This is a genomic window from Pseudomonas sp. FP2309 (genome assembly GCF_030687575.1).
Lineage (GTDB): Bacteria > Pseudomonadota > Gammaproteobacteria > Pseudomonadales > Pseudomonadaceae > Aquipseudomonas.
This window is the reverse complement of the sequence record NZ_CP117439.1, coordinates 2,997,858-3,016,388: the sequence shown is the minus strand read 5'-3', so window position 1 is coordinate 3,016,388 and position 18,531 is coordinate 2,997,858. Positions and strand designations below refer to the sequence as shown.

Sequence of the window (18,531 nt, the reverse complement as noted above, 5' to 3'; positions counted from 1 at the left end):
TCTGCCTGAACATGGGACAATCCGCGCCTTTTCGACACGGAGAGTCCCCATGCTGCGCCCCGCACTGCTGGCCTTGCTGCTGAGCAGCACCGTCACCCTCGTTCAAGCCAATCCTGAAACCGTCCCGCTGCTACGCGAAACCAAGCAGTGGGTCACCGGTTGTGACAACCTGCGCAATTGCCACGCCCTCAGCGCGCCCAACGGCGTCGATGAAGAGGACGACAGCTCGCTGACCCTGCATATCTGGCATCAGGCCGGTTCGCAAGGCTTCCTGCGTTTGCGCTTCGACCACCGCGGCGAGGCGCTGGACCTGTCCACGGTACTGCTGGACGGCCACCCGCTGGATCCGGCCCTGACCCGAGAACTGCAGGTCGAGTTGGACGATCAGGGCGGCGATCCCGACGTGCAGTCCTATGGCGTCATTGACGATGCTGCGGCCCGGCAATGGCTGCAACGCCTGCGCAATGGTCAACGCCTGCAACTGCCGGGTGATGCACAGGCCCATGTGTCGCTGAGTGGGCTGAGCGCTTCGCTGCTGTTGATGGATGCGGTACAGGGGCGGGTGGATAACATCACCGCCTTGGCTCGGCCGGGTAAAGGCGCGGCCAGTGCCGTGCCGGCGCGCCTGCCGACTCCGGTGCTGCGCAAGTTTCCGGGGGCTCCGGCCTTGACGAGCGAGGAACAGAACGGCCTTGTCGCTGCGGCGTTGCGCCCGATCACGCCAGAGGTCAACGGCACCGGCGGCGACCCCGAAGCCAGCGTCGGCGCGCTCACAGCGCAACAAGCAATGACGGTGGTGCGTTATGACTGCGCGGCCTACAACTGTGAGTACGACGTGCTCAGCCGTGAGCGCCACGCGCCGTATGCCGAAACACCCCTGGCGATTGAACCCTTGCCACTGGATGGCGCAGCGCTGCAAGGCTCGTTGGGTTATGAGCCGGCCACCGGCACCTTGAGTTACTTCTACAAACAACGCGGCATCGGCGACTGCGGCGGTGGTGGGGTGTGGGTGTATGACGGCAAGGCCTTCCAGCTCAGCGAGTTTCGCATGATGCCGCGCTGCACCGGGGTGGCCTACGCCGATTGGCCGGCGTTGTGGACCACCGTGCCGGCGCCCTAGCCACCTGACTTGCAGTACCTGCGTGTGCGCCAGGCCCATGTCGGTTCATTCGGCATGGCCCGCCTGCGCACCTCGGTTTAGTCCTGCAAGGCAAACGCCACCGCAGCCCGCGCATGCAACTCGGTGGTGTCCAACAGCGGCAGGTCGCTGTGTTCGGACTTGATCAACAGGCCGATTTCCGTGCAGCCGAGGATGATCGCCTGGGCACCACGGGCGGCCAGTGACTCGATCACCCGTTGATAGATCTGGCGTGAAGTGTCGCTGATCACGCCCACGCACAACTCCTCATAGATGATGCGGTGCACGTCCTGGCGTTCATCCGCGTCCGGCACCAGCACGGTCAGGCCGTGCTCCGCCAGGCGGGCGGTGAGAAAATCCTGCTCCATGGTAAACGCCGTGCCCAACAGGCCGACCGTCAGCGTGCCGGCTTTCACGGCAGCCACGCCGGCGGCATCGGCGATATGCAGGAACGGAATCGACACCGCCGTCTCAATGCGTGGCGCCAGCTTGTGCATGGTGTTGGTACACAGCACCACACACTCCGCACCGCCGGCCTGCAAGCGGCGCGCGGCGTCTTCGAGGATCAGCGCGGTGTCATCCCAGCGCCCCGCATGCTGGGCTTGCTCCACCGGCCCGAAGTCGACGCTGTACATCAACAGTGGTGCCGAGCGCAGCGGGCCGAGCTGATCGCGCACGCGCTGGTTGATGATGCGGTAATACTCGGCGCTGGACTCCCAGCTCATGCCGCCGATTAGGCCGATAGTGCGCATGGAATGTTCCTGACAAAGGGGGCGTTTTACCTTACGCAACCGCTCGGCAATAGTCATACGCAGTTGCTGCCCAAATGACCGGTGCAGTTTTAAGCCATACGCTCAACCGCTGTATCTGCCATGATCCGGGCTCGCAACCGGGCTCACCCAAGGAACGCCGCAATGGACGATGTACAGCAACTGAGCGAGATGCTTCGTCATTACGCCGACAGCGAAGCGCATAAAAAACAGCAGTTGGACATTCAGTCAGCCCGCTGGACGCACAAGCTGGATGAGTTGTTCCAGCAGATCGAACACTGGTTGGAACCGGTGAAAACCGTTGGTTTGCTGGAAGTGGGCCGTCAAGTCTATACCGCCAGCGGCCCGAGCGTGCCGGTGGAGACATCGACCTTCAAGACACAGAAGCTGACCGTACAGATCACCGGCAAAACCGTCGAGTTCGTCCCGGATGTGATGGGCGCCGGTGGCTCGATTTCCATAGCGGTGCTCGGCCTGACCGCTGCCCGGCATGGCAGCGTGTCGCTGGTGCTGGCGGCGGATAAAAACGATTGGCTCTGGAAGAAGACCAATGGTCTGAAAGATCCGGACACCTTTGGTTTCGACGCGAATTTCCTCGCTGCGCAGTTACAGAGCCTGATTCCACGCGACCGCGCCTGAACCCGATACTTTAAAACGGCTCACCCAAGTGTCCTGTGTCAAATAAGGTGTATTTCCCAGGATTGGCTATACCTAGAGTTCACGCTTACGACGAAGGTCGCCAGGGAGCTCGATGATGAAACTAAGGCTAACGATCAGCACGCTGTGCATCGCCGCGCTCGGCATGACCGGATGTGCCAGCAAGGTCACGCAACCGGATGAGTATTCAGGATTTCTCTCCGACTACAGTCAACTGAAAGAGGCCAAGTCACCTTCGGGTGCCGAGGTGATGCGTTGGGTCGATCCCAAGCTGGACCTGAGCCGCTACAGCGCGGTGTACATCGAACCCACCCAGTTCTACCCCAAGCCCCAAGCCACCGCAAAAATCCCGGACAGTACCCTCAACGGTATCAACAGCTATTTCAATCAGGCGCTCAAGCGTGAGTTGGCCAAGTCACTGCCGTTGGCGAATGGTCCGGGTCCGGGAGTGATCGTGGTACGGGCGGCCATCACCGCCGTCAGCAGCAGGGCCGAAGGCCTCAAACCTTATGAGTTCATCCCGGTGGCCCTGGTCGCCGCTGCGGTGAGTACCGGCACCGGCATTCGTGACCAGGAAACCACCTTGGGCACCGAGGCACAGTTCCTGGACGGCGCCAACGGCAAAGTATTGGCCCAAGTGGTGCGTAAAGGCACCGGCAAGCCGCTGGAAAACGACTCGCAAGTGATGAAGGCCGATGACGTGAAAAACGTGATCGATGGCTGGGCGTCCGACCTGCATCAGTCTTATGTGAAGTTTAAAAAGCGCTAGAAGGTATTGCGCGCGTACCGGTTGTAAAAGCTGAGCAGGACGTCGTAGCGATGGGTGACGAGGGCGTAGTCGTCGCTCAGTTGCTGTGGCGGGGCGTGCTCCAGCCAGTGCTGATGCAGGGTGCGCAATGCGTCCAGGTACGCATCGGCGGACGCCTTGGTGTTGTACCAAAGGTATGCCACCCGCTCATCCGGCCGTGTTTTCGGCATTGCATTCATAAAGCGCCTGCTGTCCTCACTCGCTTCGCGCACCGCCTCGGTCAGGTCGGCCAATTGGTGCGGCGTAAGGTTGGCGTCGCGCACGCCTTGTTCGATTTGGCGCACCGCCTGGCGCGCGGCGATCATGTAGTTCAGCAGGTGCCATTGCAGGTCCCGTCCAAAACGGGCTTGCAGTAACGCCAACTGCGCCGGGCGAACCTCGAGGTCTTCACGTTCCAGTTGGCTGCGCAGTTGTGTGGACACTTGCAGATAGGCTTCACCCGCTCCGGCGACTTCCCCCTGCAGGTGCTTGTTCATGACGTCAGCGACCATCTGCTGAGTATCGGTGGACAGGTTACGGGACGGCATGGGTGTCACGCTGTCCGCCAACGCTGTGAACTTATTCAGCCTGTAGGCGTACACACTGGCGAGGCCGATCAAGCGACTGCCGGGTTCCAGACGTTCCAGTTTCAGCGTGAATAATGGGGAGCACACCGCCGCCTGAATCAGGCGCGGAACGGGCTCGCTGTCGTCGCCGAACGTATCGCCAGTGGACATTTGCGCCTGTGGCGCCTGGCTGTGGTAGTACGCCAGGCGCGTATCCCGGTCGACGCGGTTCACACAATCAATGATCGGTGCGAGGGCGCTGGCCTTGGCGGTGAAAGGGCTGTCGCGCTGGTCCAGCCACAATTGCACCTTTTGCAGGGGCTTGGTGGCGCCAGCCACTCCCAGCAGGCCCAAGCCCAGCGCCAGGCTTATAGGGAGCAACCATTTTGGATTCATCGCCGGGCCTCCTGGCCATACCACTGGGCCTGGGTCGCGGGAGCCTGGCATTGCGCCGCGTTGCGCGGCATGCGGCTGCACAGGCGTTCGGTCCACTGTTGCAGGCCCTGGTTACGGGTGACCAGGTGCTGGTTGTCGAGCATGTTCAAGCCGGCATAGAGCGTGACGCCGGCCACCACGCACAACGCGGTGCCCACGATGGCCCAGCCAGGATGACGGGCAGTCCAGGGCGAGTGGTGGTTTGTGAGGGGGCGCTTGATCCAGCCGATCAACGCCAGCACGGCCACCAGGGTCAAGCTGGCGAAGGGGCCGAACACATAACCCAGGGCCACCGCCACCACCAGCCCCGGCACCAAGTCGCGCAAGGGCAGTAACGGCAAGTGGGTAGGGCTGATCCAGCGGGGTAAGCGTTGGCTCAGACGTTCATCCTGCACCCGGTACTGGTGAGCAAACGGGCGCCAGGCCTGCCAGGCGACCCCGGCGCAGACCACCGCGCCTATGGACCAAAGAACGCCCTGGCCCAGGGTGGGTACTATCGCGCCTGCCAGGCGCTCGGCCTTGACCAGCACGCCCACCAGGCAACTGACGACCAGCGCGACGATCCAGGGCCAGGTGTCCATGGCGCTGTCCCAGCCTTGCCAGAAATACACCGTACCACCGGGCATCGCCTCAGCCACACGGACGTGGTCGGCGTAGATGTCGGCGCTGAGCGCTTGACAGGCTTTCCAGTCGTACTCATCGAACCGTTGGGCGAACGCGCGGCGCTGGCCCAGGCTCATCGGCGCCAGCAGCAAGCGCGCGGCGCGCTGTTGTGGACTGTCGGGCGGTTCTGCGGCCAATGCGCGTTGGCGCGCCAAAAACACCGGCCCTTGCTGGCGCCGCAACAGCGTGGGCCAATCGCCAGGCGGGCAATTGTGATCAGCGCCGCCATGCCAGCCTTGCCCCGCACAGACCGCTTCGAATACTGCGCCGGACCAGTAGGCATGATGGGAGAGCAGCCTGGCCAACCACGCGTTGAACCACTCGGCATGGGGATGGTTGTTCATCCAGAAATGCTCATGACGGGCCGCATAGATCGCCAGGAACGCGTCCTCATCCTGCTGATCGAGAGCCTGCTGCAACGGTTGCTGCAGCCGCGCGCGTTGCTGGCGTTCCAGGGTGTCTACCAACATGCCGGGCAGTTCCAGGCGTTGCCAGGCGGTCAGCCAGTTGAACGTCTCGAACGCCCATCGGCTGTCCTCGGCCGTGAGATCGCCGTCGACGCAGCGTTGCAATACATGGATTTCCAGGGACAACGCTGTGCCATCGGTCATTGCGCTCGCATAACGCTGCGCCAGGGGCGCGTCCCGTTCCTGGGTGCTTGCCTCATCCTCACTCTCCGGCGCCGGTGGGGTTTGGCTCCAGTCCAGCGCCGTTTCATAGGCGTCACGCAGGCGCTGGAAACCCTCCGGATCGTCGTCCGGTCGGGTCTTTTTCAGCAAGGCGGCGTATTGGCGCTTGATCGCGCGGGTATCGGCATCCGGCGTCAGGCCAAGGACATTCCAGCAAGTCATGTGCGGTACAACTCCCTAAGCAATCGCGCGCACATTACCTGTTTTACGGGGGGATAAACCAGCGCTCGTGCGAGGCGCCCGCGTGAGCCGGGCGCGGGGCATTATTTCAACGGTGTCAGCGGCGGCACCTTCCACTGACCGTTACCCACCTCTGGTTTGGGCAGATAGATGCGCAGCACCGCGAAGAATGGGCCGGGCGGGGCAGGCAACCAATTGCTCTGTTCCGCCTTGGGCGGCTCGTGGTGCTGTAGCGCCAGGGTCAGGCCACCGTCTGCGTCCAGTTTGAGGTTGGGCAGCATCCGCGAATTGATCAGGTAGCGTTTTTTGTGGTTCGGCACCAGCAATTTGGTCTTGGCGTCGTAGAGCGTCAGTGACCAGAACGCGTCGGCCGGTGGCAGTTGGCCCTTGGCGAAGTGCAGCGCGTAGCTGTGGCGCGCGCCGTTGACCGGCTTGCCCTCGCTGTCGAGGGTGTAGCTCAGCACCGCCGCTTCGTCGCCTGAGTTGCCGAAGAGTGCCAGGTCCGCACCGGCGTAGCGGTACAGGTAGTTGTTGTTCAGGCGATCTCGGCTGCCGTGCAGATCGCCGCTGCTGACCTGGTGGGTGTCGATCTTGTCCTTTTTGAACGCGGCGAATTCAGCGCGGGCATCGCTGATGCCATCTTCCAGCGCTTTACGCTGTTCGGCGCTGAGCTGATTGACCTTGAACGGTAAGCCTGGGGCGATGCCGATCCTGGCAAAGCGCGCCAGTTGGTCTTTCTCACTGTCCTGAGGCGCGGCGAAGCTCAGCATGAAGTTCAAGTAGCGAAACAGCTGCGGACCTTCGGTCATGGTCGCCATCGGCTTGGGCCAGTCGACTTTCGGCGGCTTGGTCGGGGCGGCCTGCTTTACGTAGCTGCTCAGGGGCTGCACTTTGTAGCCGCTCTGGATCTGCTTGACCTTGTTCAGGTCCTTGTCATCAAACAACTGCGTGCGATACAGGGCGTAGGCGATGTTGCTTTCGCTGTATATCACGCGGTCCACGTCGACCGGCTGCTGCCCCTTCCAATCCGGGCCGGCGATCATGTAGTGGCCGCCATTGTTGCCCGTGCTGCGGGTCCCCAGATAGGCGAAGTTCTGCGTGTACAGGTCGATCAACTGTACCGAGTAGTAGCGGTCGTCTTCGATCTTGGGCAGGGTCAGCACCAACGGCTCGCTGCGCAAGTCCATCCATACGAACGAGTAGGGCGTGTCGGGGTTCGGGGTCAGGGGCGCGGTGTCCTTGGGGGTGAACACCTGGGCGGTATGGCCGATACGGTTGAATGGCGCCTTGAAATGGGTTCCGCCTTTATCAACAGCCTGGGTGTAGAGCGTCTTGTACATCTCGACGACCGGGAAACCATACAAATAGGCTTCCTTGGCAATGGCTCGCGCTTCGCTTGGGGTGGCGGTGAAATCGGCCCAGGCGCCGGTACTCATGAGTATCGAGAGGCTCGCCAACAGCAGGCGCGCAGGTTTTCCAATCATGTTGTTGCATCCTTCCAGAGTGCTTTTGACTGACGGGGATTGAAGGCTGCGAGTTTCCTGCTTTATTTGTCGAACGTCACGTTAATCCCAACACACAGGCAACCAAGGGCTTCGCCGTGCCGTTAGAGGGCCTGGTACAGGCTCGAACGCGCAGCCGGGCGTATCAGGCGTCTGGCAGCATCGATGTGACTTTGTTGCGCAATTGATCAATCGAGAACGGCTTGCCGATTACCTGCATGCCTGCCGGCACGTCGATATTTTCGGCGTAGCCGCTGGCGAACAGGATCGGCAGGGCGGGGCGCTGTTCACGGACCTTGGCTGCCAGCTGCTTACCGTCCATATCGGGCAGGCCGACGTCGGTCATCATCAGGTCGATCACCTGGTCAGTCGTGTCAACGATCGCCAGTGCGGCTGCGGCATCAGCGGCTTCAAGCACTGTGAACTCCAACTCCTCAAGCACATCGACGATCAGCATGCGCACGATGGCGTCGTCTTCAACTACAAGGATGGTGTGGGGGGAGGGCATAGTGAGGAGTCCTGAAAAATGAGGGGGGAGGTCTTGCTCAGTCGAAAGACTATCCTCTACTGAGTTGTGTCTTTCTCGGCAAGTTCCCGATACCAGCCGCCTATTGTGCAGGCAGCCGGCCATGATGTCTCGCAGGAAGCTGAAATCATGGCCGGCAAGGGGGTTCGGGTGGTTAGTCATTACACCCCGGTTTGGCGGTTTTACAGGTCCGTCATAAACAGATCGGGCACACTGCTATTGAGTGAACGGGTCATTATGTTCAACTCCACCTCATCAAAGTTCGAAATCTTATAGTGGGGCACGGACGGGTCCGTACCGTAGTGGGGCATCACGTGCTTGGACAGGCCGCTCTTTAACGTGCTTTCCAATCCGGCACGCATCTGCGCTTCTGTAGTGAATGTCGCTTTGCCGAAGTTGGGGTCAAAGTAGAACCATTCCTTTTTACCTTGGCTCACCGTGACACCGGCGGTAATGCCATGGCCAGGGCCATTGATCAACAACGTGCGTGAACGACTGGCGTTGGCCAGTTCCGAGATGAGTTCGGTGTAGGGCACCAATCGCTCCTGCATACCCAGGTGGAAATTGCTGCCCAGGATGTTCTGCAGCTCACTCAGTTGCTCATGAAACCGCGCCACTTTAGCGGCTCGGGTCTGCTCGGCAACGGCCTTGGCCGGATCGGTTTTGCGCAACGCCAGGATTTCATCGGGGGTCAGCGTGGGCACCATCGAGGCGTAAAGGTTCCTCATGAAGGTCTCTTGCTTGCCGTGTTTGATCGCCGCGGCCATCACATTGGACAGTGCGGCGCACTCGCCCTCCGAGAGCACGGAGGCTTGGCTGAGGTAAAAGCCTTGGGGCAATGGGATGGTTTTGCCACCGGCGGCGGCTATTTCGTCTTTGAAAACCTGGAAGTTCTGTTGGCTGATGGTGATTCTTCGGTTTTCCATGTACCGGAACAACTGCCCGATTTCTTCCGGGGTGCGCCCGCGAGCGATAGCCAGTTCTGCCAGTTGAGCATTGGTCAGGGTTTCCGAGAATCCACTGATGGTGTCTGGTCGCCCTGAGTTGTAGCCCTTTTTGTACGCATCAAGGTCGAGTGTCTTCGCCGTCAGACGCGCGGTTTCGAGCCGCTCGGGCAGCACTTCAAGCTCATCGATTCGCTTGACCAGGCAGCCCAGTTCTTCCGGCGAGCGCTGTTCGGCAACCGCCAGGCGTTTCAATTCCTCCACCTTCATTGCCGGGGAATAACCAAAAATCGCCTCGGGCTTGCCGGTGTTCTGGCCTTTGATATAGGCCGCATTGTCTTTGGCTTTGGCGTTGGCGATCGCCGCGATAAAGTCTTTACGGTAGTTAGGATTGTTCGCCGCAGGCGCGAGTACCGAAGCGATCATTTTCCCGAACCAGCTATCGACGATCGCTTTGACTTCGCCTTCATGAGCGGCAACCGACGGCACGAAACCTTCGAGCGCAGCACCATAAGGCTGCTGTCGGACAGGGTCGTAGTTGTACCACTTGCCATCTCGAAGTACCGCACCGCCTGCAACGGTCTGTTCTGCGACTTTGAACGAGCCCACCGCCGCCACCTTGTGTTGTCGGCTGGCGGCCTTGAGCAAATCGTAGCTGCCACTGGCGCCCTTGAGCGTGTTGACGACTTCGATGCCTTTGGACAACAGGTACCCGCTGCCCTTGCCGGCCAGCCTGGCACCGCTGGCCGCCAGGTCGCCCAGGCCACTCAAGGGGTTAAGGACGCCGATGGCGGCGGCACCGATCACTTTGCCGGCCTTGAGCGCCTTGGCGCCGCTGGAAATGGCTGAGCGCCCGATGTTGATCAGTTTCCCCGTAGTTGCAGCGCCTGCGGTGAGAAAGCCGAACACATCCAGTGCCAGATCGACGGCCCCTTCGCCGTAGTTACCCTTCTGGAAATTGACGATGGCTGATCTGAAGGGGATCAAGTTGAGCAAGAATTCGCTCAGTGGTTTGGGGCCGCCCTGCAACTCGTCCAAGGTCGTCTGCCCACGCGCCTGTTCTTTGATCGCGGGGTCGTCCAGTTGCAGGTGTCGAACAAAGGCGTCGGCAATCAAATAGGAGCGGTTGCTGTTGAAGCTGTACATGGAGGCCGGGTTGACCGGACGCTCACGCGCCAGATCATCCGCCCCTACGCGCGGAACATAGGTTTTGGTCGTGGACATTCGCTTGGACTGCCGCGATTCCTGATTCTGCGCGCGGTTCAGGCCCGTTCGCTCGATCGTGCCTTTGTTGAAATTGATTTCATACGCGCGCGACTGCCCATTGAGCTGCGTCTTTATCACCAGCCCCGCTTCAGTTGAGGCGTTGGAGGAATCAAAAAAGCCCGTGCCCAACTCATACGAGCCCTCCTGGAAAAAGTTGATTTTCCCAAACTCAAAATGCTGGCGGTCTTCCAGTGGAAGCTGTGAGATCAGATGCCGGATCATGGTGTTAACGGCGGCCTTTTTTTCCCGGATCGCACCCTCAAACTGCAGTTCAAAGGCCTGTTGAACGCCGAACGTCGGGTTGTTGTTCAGCGCTTCTACGGGGATTTGCGGGTCATCGCAGGTGAAGGGTCTTGGGTTCGGCAAGTCCATCATGGCGATGTCCAGGAGCGAGTGCAGGCCAACCAACCCGGTTTGGCTCGCATCGCCACGGTACTGATCAGTGCCAAGTACTTTTTTTTCGAACAGCTCGCCCAAATCGCCAAAACGTTCCTTGAGTTTGGCCAGCGCCAGCGCTTTACGCGTCGGAATTTCGTTCTCCAGCGCCTTGGAGGCCGAGAGCCGAACTTCCAACTGCCGATTGAATGCAGTTCTGACCGAGTCGAGTTGCGCGGGGGTGTAGTCGATGCCCGCTTTTTTTACCAGCCACCCGTTAGCTTCGCCCCAGTCGAGCAACGCGGCGGCCTGGGCGCGCTGGGTAATCGCAGGGTCAACCAAGGCGGCGCTTTCGGCCTCGCCCATGACGTCGGCAAAGGTCATGTTGGCGACTTTTCCCGGCGTACGTGCTTCTATCGTGGCGGCGGCGATTGCCAAGTTAGCCCAGGCCTGGCTGCCATAAGTGACTGTGTCGGGAATGTTCTTGATCAGGAACACGGGTGCTCGCTGTGCCAACAGCAGGTGGGCTGCGGCTTTGGCCAGGCTGGCGCTGGTTTTGCCCGTGGCACTCAGGTGATTGGCAAGACCGTCTACCACGGTGGAGGCCCGCTTGCCCCAATGCGTGTCGCTTGCCAGATCGAAGCCGGCAACGGTGTTTCTGCGCGGCGCGCTGATCGACTCGGGGTCCAGTTGCAACGTAATGGCTGCCAGCAGGTAATCGGTGTCACTGCTGTCGGTGGCGATGCCCTGCATGCCTTCCCGGAGCGCGCGGCCCATCAGGCTGGCCTGGGGGGAATCGATCAATGTTTCGAGTATTTTGGCAGGATCGTTTTGCGCCTGGGCTGCAAGGGGCTGACGGTAACGCAGGAACTCCAGCACGCCGCCCGGGGTTTGCGAAACCGTGGGCCTGTCCCCCAGCGCGTGTACATGGCTGAGGGTGAGGGCGTGCAGACGCTTTTGTTGATCGATGTTCAACGGCATCGGCCAGGCCAACGCCCCACCCAGGTGACGGCCGGCGAGGGCGGGCCGATCAGTGGGCGGCGGGGTTTGTTGGGGCTTGACGTCCTCAGGTGCCGAAGCGTTCATGACTGGAGCCGGTGGCACGGGCACCGAAGTGAAGGGCACGACGGGATTGAACGGGCGGATAAGCGCGTGGGGGGAAATCTGGGCCATGACTCTGTACCTTTACGGGAAGGAAATCGCGTCCTCCTGGTGGAGACTCCCTGTATCCGAGACGCCGCAGTGTGTGGGACCCGATAATGGCGGGGTTCCGACGCGTCGCCGGCAAAGTGTCAGCAGTTGAGTCGATGTCAGGCCGTAAAACGCCCAGTGACCGTGCGATTGTGTGCACGAGGCAATGGCTCATTCACCTCCGGGCGCTTAGAAAAATAGCCCTTGGGGCGGACTTTGGGGCAAACTCGCGGTTTTTCCGTATTTGGCCAAGGCATGCCCATGACTCCCGCGTCGACAGTCGATGAAAAGAGCTTTCGTACCCTCCTGAGCCGAAACGTGGCGCTGCCTTTGGGTGTGGGCGTGCTCAGCGCGGTGTTTTTCGTCTGTCTGATCACCTATCTCTTGACGGTGATTCAGTGGGTGGAGCACACCGATCGGGTCATTAACAACCTCAATGAATCGTCCAAATTGACGGTGGACCTGGAAACCGGCATGCGTGGTTTTCTGATCACCGGTGACGAACATTTCCTCGACCCCTACGAAGTGGCCAAGCCACGCATCATGGCCGACCTGCGCAATTTGCAGGGCCTGGTGGCGGATAACCCACAGCAAGTGGACCGCCTCAAACGCCTGGAAGCCCTGCAACTGGAGTGGAACAAGTACGCTCAGTCAATGATTGACATGCAGCGTCAGAGCGGCGACTTCCGAGGTGCGGTCAAGGCTGGGCGCGGCAAGCGCCTGACCGACGAGATCCGCAAGGAATATGAAGATGCCGTGGCGATGGAGCAGCAGTTTCGCATCACGCGCAACCAGGACGTCACCCGCACGACGATCATCAGCGTCATCCTTTATCTGGTGTTCGTACTCGGCTTAAGCGGCTTCCTGGCGTATATCGGCAGAAAAAATCTTGTAGCACTTTCAGACAGTTACAGCGCAAACCTCGCGTCACAACAGAAGATCGCGCGACGCCTTGAACAGCAAGCCTGGCTGCGCAACGGCCAGACCGAATTGGCCGAACAAGTGCTCGGCCAACTGACCCTGAGCATGTTGGGTCGCAATATCCTGCAATTTTTTGCCCAGTACATGGGCTCGGCCGTTGCGGCGCTGTATGTGCGCGAAGAACACGGCGGCTTGCGGCGCGTGGCCACTTATGGCTTCTCCCGCGATCAGGAGCAACTGGAACAAGCTATCTATAGCGACGAAGGGATCGTCGGTCAGGCCGCCCAACTGGATCGTCTGATCCGCCTGGACGATGTGCCGGTGGACTACTTCAAGGTCAGTTCGGGCCTGGGCGAAGGCACGCCCCGCAGCGTGCTGGTAGTGCCGACCAGCGATGATGACCGCGTCAATGGGGTGATCGAACTGGGTTTCCTGCGTCCCCTGCTGGAGCGTGACGTGGAACTGTTGGAGCTGATCGCCGGCAATATCGGCACCTCCATCGAAGCGGCGCGTTATCGCCAGCGGCTTCAAGAAGTGCTGGCGGAGACCCAGCAACTCAATGAGGAGCTGCAGGTCCAGCAAGAAGAGCTCAAGACCGCCAACGAAGAGCTCGAAGAGCAATCGCGCATCCTCAAGGAATCCCAGGCCCACCTGGAAACCCAGCAAGCGGAACTGGAGCAGACCAACGAGCAGCTTGCCGAGCAGGCCCAGACCCTGTCGGAGCAACGCGATGCCATGGACCGCAAGAATGTCGAGCTCAACCAGGCGCAACTGGAGCTGGAGGACCGCGCGGATGAATTGCAGCGCTCCAGCAAATACAAGTCCGAATTCCTCGCCAACATGTCCCATGAGCTGCGCACGCCGCTCAACAGTTCGCTGATCCTGGCCAAGCTGCTGGCGGAAAATCCCCAGGACAACCTCAGCACCGAACAGGTCAAGTTCGCCGAGTCGATCTATTCGGCCGGCAATGACCTGCTGAACCTGATCAATGACATCCTGGATATTTCCAAGGTGGAAGCCGGCAAGCTGGAGGTGCGTCCGGAAACCTCCAGCGTGACGCGTCTGGTTGAGGGGCTGCGCGGGATGTTCGAGCCGTTGGCCGCCGATCGCAAGCTGGGCTTCCAGGTCGAGGTGCAGGCCGGCGCGCCGGGCATGTTGTTTACCGACCGCCAGCGCCTGGAGCAGATCCTCAAGAACCTGCTGTCCAACGCGATCAAATTCACCGAAAAGGGCGAAGTCAGCCTGTCCGTTTCACGCGCGCCGGGGGAAGGCATTGCGTTCACCGTGCGCGACACCGGGATCGGTATAGCTCCCGACCAGCAGGAGAGCATCTTCGAGGCCTTCCGTCAGGCCGATGGCACCACCAACCGTCGCTACGGCGGTACCGGGCTGGGCCTGTCGATTTCCCGCGACCTGGCCGCGCTGCTCGGCGGCTATATCAGCGTGAGCAGTGAGCCAGGCAAAGGCAGTACGTTTACCCTCGTGTTACCCGAGCAATACGTGGAGCGCGAGGAAGACGCGCCGCCCATCGAGCAGCCGCGCCAAGCCGTTGTGGCGCCAGCCCCGAAACCCGTCGCCATTTCACCGCTGCCGGTGGCCGACGCGAACCTCATCCCGCGTTTCGCCGATGATCGCGACAAGGCCCCATTCACTACCCGTTGCATTCTGGTGGTGGAAGACGAGCCGAATTTCGCACGCATCCTGTTCGACCTGGCCCATGAACTGGGCTACCACTGCCTGGTGGCCCACGGTGCGGACGAGGGCTACAAGCTGGCCGAGGAATACATTCCCGATGCGATCCTGCTGGACATGCGCCTGCCGGACCATTCCGGCTTGACCGTGCTGCAGCGCCTGAAGGAGCACGCCGGTACCCGCCATATCCCCGTGCACGTGATTTCCGTGGAAGACCGCGTCGAAGCGGCCATGCACATGGGTGCCATCGGCTATGCGGTCAAACCCACCACCCGCGAAGAGCTCAAGGACGTGTTCGCCCGCCTGGAAGCCAAGCTGACCCAGAAGGTCAAGCGCGTGCTGCTGGTGGAAGATGACGACCTGCAGCGCGACAGCATTGCCCGCCTGATCGGCGACGATGACATCGAGATCACCGCCGTCGGCTTCGCCCAGGAAGCCCTCGAACTGCTACGCACCAACGTCTACGACTGCATGATCATCGACCTCAAACTGCCGGACATGCTCGGCAACGAGCTGCTCAAGCGCATGGCCACCGAGGATATCTGCTCGTTCCCGCCGGTGATCGTCTACACCGGACGCAACCTGACGCGCGACGAAGAGGCCGAGCTGCGCAAGTACTCGCGCTCGATCATCATCAAAGGCGCGCGCTCGCCGGAGCGTCTGCTGGACGAGGTCACACTGTTTCTGCACAAAGTCGAATCCCAGTTGTCCCATGAACGCCAGAAGATGCTCAAGACCGCCCGCAGCCGCGACAAGGTCTTTGAGGGGCGCAAAATCCTGTTGGTGGACGACGATGTGCGCAATATCTTCGCCCTGACCAGCGCTCTGGAGCACAAAGGCGCGGTGGTGGTGATCGGGCGTAACGGCCGCGAAGCCATCGAGCGGCTCAATGAAGTCGAAGACATCGACCTGGTGCTGATGGACGTGATGATGCCGGAGATGGACGGTTACGAAGCCACGGCGTTGATCCGCCAGGAGCAACGCTGGAAGAAACTGCCGATCATTGCCGTGACGGCCAAGGCGATGAAAGACGATCAGGAGCGCTGCCTTGCGGCCGGTTCCAACGATTACCTGGCCAAGCCCATCGATCTGGACCGTCTGTTCTCGTTGATTCGCGTATGGCTACCCAAGATGGAACGCATTTAAGTGGAGCAACGTTTTTTGGAAAAAAGCAGCGACATTGAGCTGCGCCTGCTGATTGAGGCGATTTACCTCAAGTACAGCTATGACTTTCGCGACTATTCCGGCGCGTCGGTCAAGCGCCGCGTGGCCCATGCCTTGCGTCAGTTCGAGTGCGCGACTATCTCGGCGTTGCAGGAGCGGGTGCTGCATGACCCGGCGGCGTTCATGCAGTTGCTGCAGTTTTTGACGATCCCGGTGAGCGAGATGTTTCGCGATCCGTCGCACTTCCTCGCGATTCGCCAGGAAGTGGTGCCGCTGCTCAAGACCTACCCCTCGATCAAAATCTGGATTGCCGGGTGCAGCACGGGGGAGGAGGTCTATTCCATGGCGATCCTGCTGCGCGAAGAGGGCCTGCTCGATCGCACCATCATCTACGCCACCGACATCAATCCCGCCTCCCTGGACAAAGCCAAGCAGGGGATCTTCTCCCTGGAGAACGTACGCGCCTACACGGCCAACTATCAGCAGGCCGGCGGGCAACGTTCATTTGCCGACTACTACACGGCGGCCTACGATTACGCGATCTTCGACAAGACACTGCGCGAGAACGTGACCTTCGCCGACCACAGCCTGGCAACCGACAGCGTCTTCTCAGAAACTCAGTTAATTTCATGTCGTAACGTATTGATTTATTTCAATAAAAAATTGCAAGATCGCGCGTTTGGATTGTTTCACGAGTCGTTGTGCCATCGCGGCTTTCTGGTGCTGGGCAGCAAGGAAACCCTGGATTTTTCCGCTTACAGCACGCAGTTCGAGCCCTTGGTCAAGCAGGAACGGATCTACCGCAAATCATGAACGACGCAGTTGCCAGCCCGATTCGCGGGATTGAAGCCATCGTCGTCGGCGCCTCCGCCGGCGGTGTGGAGGCGTTGCTGAGTATTTTTGGTGAGCTGCCGACCGGTTTCGGCCTGCCGATCATCGCCGTGCTGCACCTGCCGGATGAGCGCCGCAGTCAACTGGCCGAAGTCTTTGCGCGGCGCCTGCGCATCCCGGTCCGTGAGGCACGGGACAAGGAAGTCATCGAGGCGGGCACCTTGTATTTTGCCGGGCCCGGTTATCACCTGTCGGTGGAGCACGACCGCAGCCTGTCCCTGAGCCAGGAGGAGCGGGTGCATCATTCCCGGCCGGCTATCGATTACCTGTTTGCATCGGCGGCTGACGCCTACGGCCAAGGCCTGCTGGCGATATTGCTGACTGGCGCCAACCAGGACGGCGCACGTGGGCTGGTCCATGTGCAACAGAGTGGCGGCACCACCGTTGTGCAAGACCCCAATGAAGCACGTATCGCCGTGATGCCCCTGGCGGCGCTGGCGCTGCATACACCTGACCACATTATGACTCTGAGCCAGATTGGCTCGTTGCTGGCTTTGCTGGAATCCTCCCCATGTTAAGTACTGTCCAGGCCAAGCTGCTGATCGTCGACGATCTGCCGGAAAACCTGCTGGCCCTCGAAGCGCTGATCAAGCGCGAGGACCGTCAGGTCTACAAGGCATTGAGCGCCGACGAGGCCTTGTCCCTGTTGCTGGAACACGAGTTCGCCATGGCGATCCTCGACGTGCAGATGCCCGGCATGAACGGCTTCGAGCTGGCTGAACTGATGCGCGGCACCGAAAAAACCAAGAACATCCCGATTGTGTTCGTCAGCGCCGCGGGCCGCGAACTCAACTACGCGTTCAAGGGCTATGAAAGCGGCGCCGTGGACTTTTTGCACAAGCCGCTGGATATCCACGCGGTGAAGAGCAAGGTCAACGTGTTCGTCGACCTGTACCGTCAGAGCAAGGCGATGAAGCTGCAGCTCGAAGCCTTGGAGCGCAGTCGCCGTGAGCAGGAGCTGCTGCTTACGCGGCTGCAGGCCACCCAGGCCGAGCTGGAGCAGGCGGTGCGCATGCGTGACGACTTTATGTCGATCGTCGCCCATGAAGTGCGTACGCCGCTCAACGGTTTGATTCTCGAAACCCAGCTGCGCAAGATGCACCTGGCCCGAGACAACGCCGCGGCGTTTACTCTGGACAAGATGCACGCCATGGTCGACCGCGATGAACGGCAGATCCAGAGCCTGATCCGCCTGATCGAAGACATGCTCGACGTGTCGCGCATTCGTACCGGCAAATTGTCGATCCGCCCGGCGCGCTTCGATCTGGCGCAATTGGTGCGCAACCTGGTGCAGAACTTCGCGCCGCAGGTGGCCGCCGCTGGCTCTTCGATGCAGTTGCAGGCCGAAGGGCCGGTGGAAGGCAACTGGGACGAGTTCCGTATTGAGCAAGTGATCACCAACCTGCTGACCAACGCCCTGCGCTATGGGGCCAAGAGCCCGGTGGATGTGCGCGTGTATGCCGAGCACGGTGAAGCGCGGGTGGAAGTGCGCGACCGCGGCATTGGGATCAGTGAAGAGAACCAGAAGCGCATTTTCCAGCAGTTTGAGCGCGTGTCAGCCAGCCAGGTGGCGGCGGGGTTGGGCCTTGGGCTGTTTATTTCCGAGCAGATCGTCACGGCCCATGGCGGCACGATTGAAGTTGAAAGCCGGATCGGTGAGGGCGCGCTGTTTCGGGTGTGCCTGCCCCTTGAACCTGCGGCGTGAAATCAATCGTCACTTCGACGCAACCTCTACGTGACCCCATGGTCGTACATGCAGCAATTGACCGGACAAAGGCTTCCCATGAGTGAAGATGCACAAGATGTCGTACTGATCGTCGAAGACGACGAATCCATCATGTTTGTGTTGGGTGAATACCTGGCAGGCTTGGGTTATCGCGTGTTGAAGGCGATGGATGGGGAGCAGGCCTTCGAGATTCTGGCGACCAAGCCGCACCTGGACCTGATGGTGACGGACTACCGTCTGCCCGGCGGTATTTCCGGTGTGCAGATTGCCGAGCCTGCGATCAAGTTGCGTCCGGAATTGAAGGTCATCTTTATCAGCGGTTACCCGCAGGAAATCCTCGACTGCAACAGCCCGATCACGCGCAACGCGCCGATCCTGGCCAAGCCGTTTGACCTGGATACCCTGCAAGAGCATATCCAGCGTTTATTGGCCTGAACCCTCTCAGGGC

General features: G+C 60.6%; 14 protein-coding genes. 8 read left to right on the top strand and 6 right to left on the bottom strand.

What is annotated here, in order from left to right; translation table 11 throughout:
• The first annotated feature begins 49 nt into the window (after nt 1–49).
• Nucleotides 50–1,120 carry a DUF1176 domain-containing protein gene (locus PSH59_RS13695; protein ID WP_305392914.1) on the top strand — a complete coding sequence of 357 codons (1,071 nt, stop codon included), beginning with the start codon at nt 50–52 and terminating at the stop codon, nt 1,118–1,120.
• A gap of 77 nt (nt 1,121–1,197) precedes the next feature.
• Here the strand turns inward: PSH59_RS13695 and PSH59_RS13690 are convergent, their stop codons facing one another.
• Entirely contained in the window at nt 1,198–1,890 is a 693-nt protein-coding gene (locus PSH59_RS13690; RefSeq protein ID WP_305392913.1) for an aspartate/glutamate racemase family protein, read from the bottom strand.
• A 162-nt stretch (nt 1,891–2,052) separates the two neighbouring features.
• Between PSH59_RS13690 and PSH59_RS13685 the strand changes: the two genes are divergently transcribed.
• Both PSH59_RS13685 and PSH59_RS13680 read left to right on the top strand, forming a co-directional pair.
• Nucleotides 2,053–2,547 (top strand): hypothetical protein, encoded by a 495-nt coding sequence (locus PSH59_RS13685; RefSeq protein ID WP_248081043.1) that lies wholly within the window; start codon nt 2,053–2,055, stop codon nt 2,545–2,547.
• A gap of 115 nt (nt 2,548–2,662) precedes the next feature.
• Nucleotides 2,663–3,334 carry a DUF3313 domain-containing protein gene (locus tag PSH59_RS13680; RefSeq protein WP_248081046.1) on the top strand — a complete coding sequence of 224 codons (672 nt, stop codon included), beginning with the start codon at nt 2,663–2,665 and terminating at the stop codon, nt 3,332–3,334.
• Here the strand turns inward: PSH59_RS13680 and PSH59_RS13675 are convergent.
• From PSH59_RS13675 to PSH59_RS13655, 5 genes are all read right to left on the bottom strand, one after another.
• Nucleotides 3,331–4,314: a DUF3829 domain-containing protein gene (locus PSH59_RS13675; RefSeq protein ID WP_305392912.1), complete on the bottom strand. Its 984-nt coding sequence runs from the start codon at nt 4,312–4,314 to the stop codon at nt 3,331–3,333. The two genes, PSH59_RS13680 and PSH59_RS13675, sit on opposite strands and share 4 nt — an antisense overlap.
• Nucleotides 4,311–5,867, bottom strand: a complete 1,557-nt coding sequence (locus PSH59_RS13670; protein WP_305392911.1) for a J domain-containing protein — start codon at nt 5,865–5,867, stop codon at nt 4,311–4,313. The genes PSH59_RS13675 and PSH59_RS13670 overlap by 4 nt, the downstream gene beginning before the upstream one ends.
• Nucleotides 5,868–5,968: 101 nt before the next feature.
• Complete coding sequence (locus tag PSH59_RS13665) at nt 5,969–7,369, bottom strand: DUF1254 domain-containing protein (RefSeq protein WP_305392910.1); 1,401 nt, start codon at nt 7,367–7,369, stop codon at nt 5,969–5,971.
• Between the two features lie 163 nt (nt 7,370–7,532).
• The gene (locus tag PSH59_RS13660) at nt 7,533–7,895 is read right to left on the bottom strand and encodes a response regulator (RefSeq protein WP_248081056.1); all 363 of its coding nucleotides are present in this window, start codon (nt 7,893–7,895) and stop codon (nt 7,533–7,535) included.
• Nucleotides 7,896–8,095: 200 nt separating this feature from the next.
• Nucleotides 8,096–11,671, bottom strand: coding sequence for a hypothetical protein (locus PSH59_RS13655; RefSeq protein WP_305392909.1), 3,576 nt, complete (start codon nt 11,669–11,671; stop codon nt 8,096–8,098).
• 279 nt (nt 11,672–11,950) lie between these two features.
• On the opposite strand from PSH59_RS13655, the gene PSH59_RS13650 reads away from it, so the two are divergent.
• The 5 genes from PSH59_RS13650 (at nt 11,951) to PSH59_RS13630 (ending at nt 18,518) form a co-directional block, all read left to right on the top strand.
• Nucleotides 11,951–15,448 carry a response regulator gene (locus PSH59_RS13650; RefSeq protein ID WP_305392908.1) on the top strand — a complete coding sequence of 1,166 codons (3,498 nt, stop codon included), beginning with the start codon at nt 11,951–11,953 and terminating at the stop codon, nt 15,446–15,448.
• Nucleotides 15,449–16,279, top strand: coding sequence for a protein-glutamate O-methyltransferase CheR (locus PSH59_RS13645; RefSeq protein WP_248081062.1), 831 nt, complete (start codon nt 15,449–15,451; stop codon nt 16,277–16,279).
• Complete coding sequence (locus tag PSH59_RS13640; RefSeq protein ID WP_248081063.1) at nt 16,276–16,875, top strand: chemotaxis protein CheB; 600 nt, start codon at nt 16,276–16,278, stop codon at nt 16,873–16,875. The genes PSH59_RS13645 and PSH59_RS13640 overlap by 4 nt, the downstream gene beginning before the upstream one ends.
• Nucleotides 16,869–18,062 carry a hybrid sensor histidine kinase/response regulator gene (locus PSH59_RS13635; protein WP_305392907.1) on the top strand — a complete coding sequence of 398 codons (1,194 nt, stop codon included), beginning with the start codon at nt 16,869–16,871 and terminating at the stop codon, nt 18,060–18,062. Before PSH59_RS13640 ends, PSH59_RS13635 begins: the two co-directional genes overlap by 7 nt.
• A gap of 78 nt (nt 18,063–18,140) precedes the next feature.
• The gene (locus PSH59_RS13630) at nt 18,141–18,518 is read left to right on the top strand and encodes a response regulator (protein WP_248081066.1); all 378 of its coding nucleotides are present in this window, start codon (nt 18,141–18,143) and stop codon (nt 18,516–18,518) included.
• Nucleotides 18,519–18,531 lie beyond the last annotated feature (13 nt).

What these genes read in the sequence shown, in the direction of transcription:
- PSH59_RS13695 (WP_305392914.1), top strand. Translation starts at nt 50, where the DNA reads ATGCTGCGCCCCGCACTGCTGGCCTTGCTGCTGAGCAGCACCGTCACC.
- PSH59_RS13690 (WP_305392913.1), bottom strand. Translation starts at nt 1,890, where the DNA reads ATGCGCACTATCGGCCTAATCGGCGGCATGAGCTGGGAGTCCAGCGCC.
- PSH59_RS13685 (WP_248081043.1), top strand. Translation starts at nt 2,053, where the DNA reads ATGGACGATGTACAGCAACTGAGCGAGATGCTTCGTCATTACGCCGAC.
- PSH59_RS13680 (WP_248081046.1), top strand. Translation starts at nt 2,663, where the DNA reads ATGAAACTAAGGCTAACGATCAGCACGCTGTGCATCGCCGCGCTCGGC.
- PSH59_RS13675 (WP_305392912.1), bottom strand. Translation starts at nt 4,314, where the DNA reads ATGAATCCAAAATGGTTGCTCCCTATAAGCCTGGCGCTGGGCTTGGGC.
- PSH59_RS13670 (WP_305392911.1), bottom strand. Translation starts at nt 5,867, where the DNA reads ATGACTTGCTGGAATGTCCTTGGCCTGACGCCGGATGCCGATACCCGC.
- PSH59_RS13665 (WP_305392910.1), bottom strand. Translation starts at nt 7,369, where the DNA reads ATGATTGGAAAACCTGCGCGCCTGCTGTTGGCGAGCCTCTCGATACTC.
- PSH59_RS13660 (WP_248081056.1), bottom strand. Translation starts at nt 7,895, where the DNA reads ATGCCCTCCCCCCACACCATCCTTGTAGTTGAAGACGACGCCATCGTG.
- PSH59_RS13655 (WP_305392909.1), bottom strand. Translation starts at nt 11,671, where the DNA reads ATGGCCCAGATTTCCCCCCACGCGCTTATCCGCCCGTTCAATCCCGTC.
- PSH59_RS13650 (WP_305392908.1), top strand. Translation starts at nt 11,951, where the DNA reads ATGACTCCCGCGTCGACAGTCGATGAAAAGAGCTTTCGTACCCTCCTG.
- PSH59_RS13640 (WP_248081063.1), top strand. Translation starts at nt 16,276, where the DNA reads ATGAACGACGCAGTTGCCAGCCCGATTCGCGGGATTGAAGCCATCGTC.
- PSH59_RS13635 (WP_305392907.1), top strand. Translation starts at nt 16,869, where the DNA reads ATGTTAAGTACTGTCCAGGCCAAGCTGCTGATCGTCGACGATCTGCCG.
- PSH59_RS13630 (WP_248081066.1), top strand. Translation starts at nt 18,141, where the DNA reads ATGAGTGAAGATGCACAAGATGTCGTACTGATCGTCGAAGACGACGAA.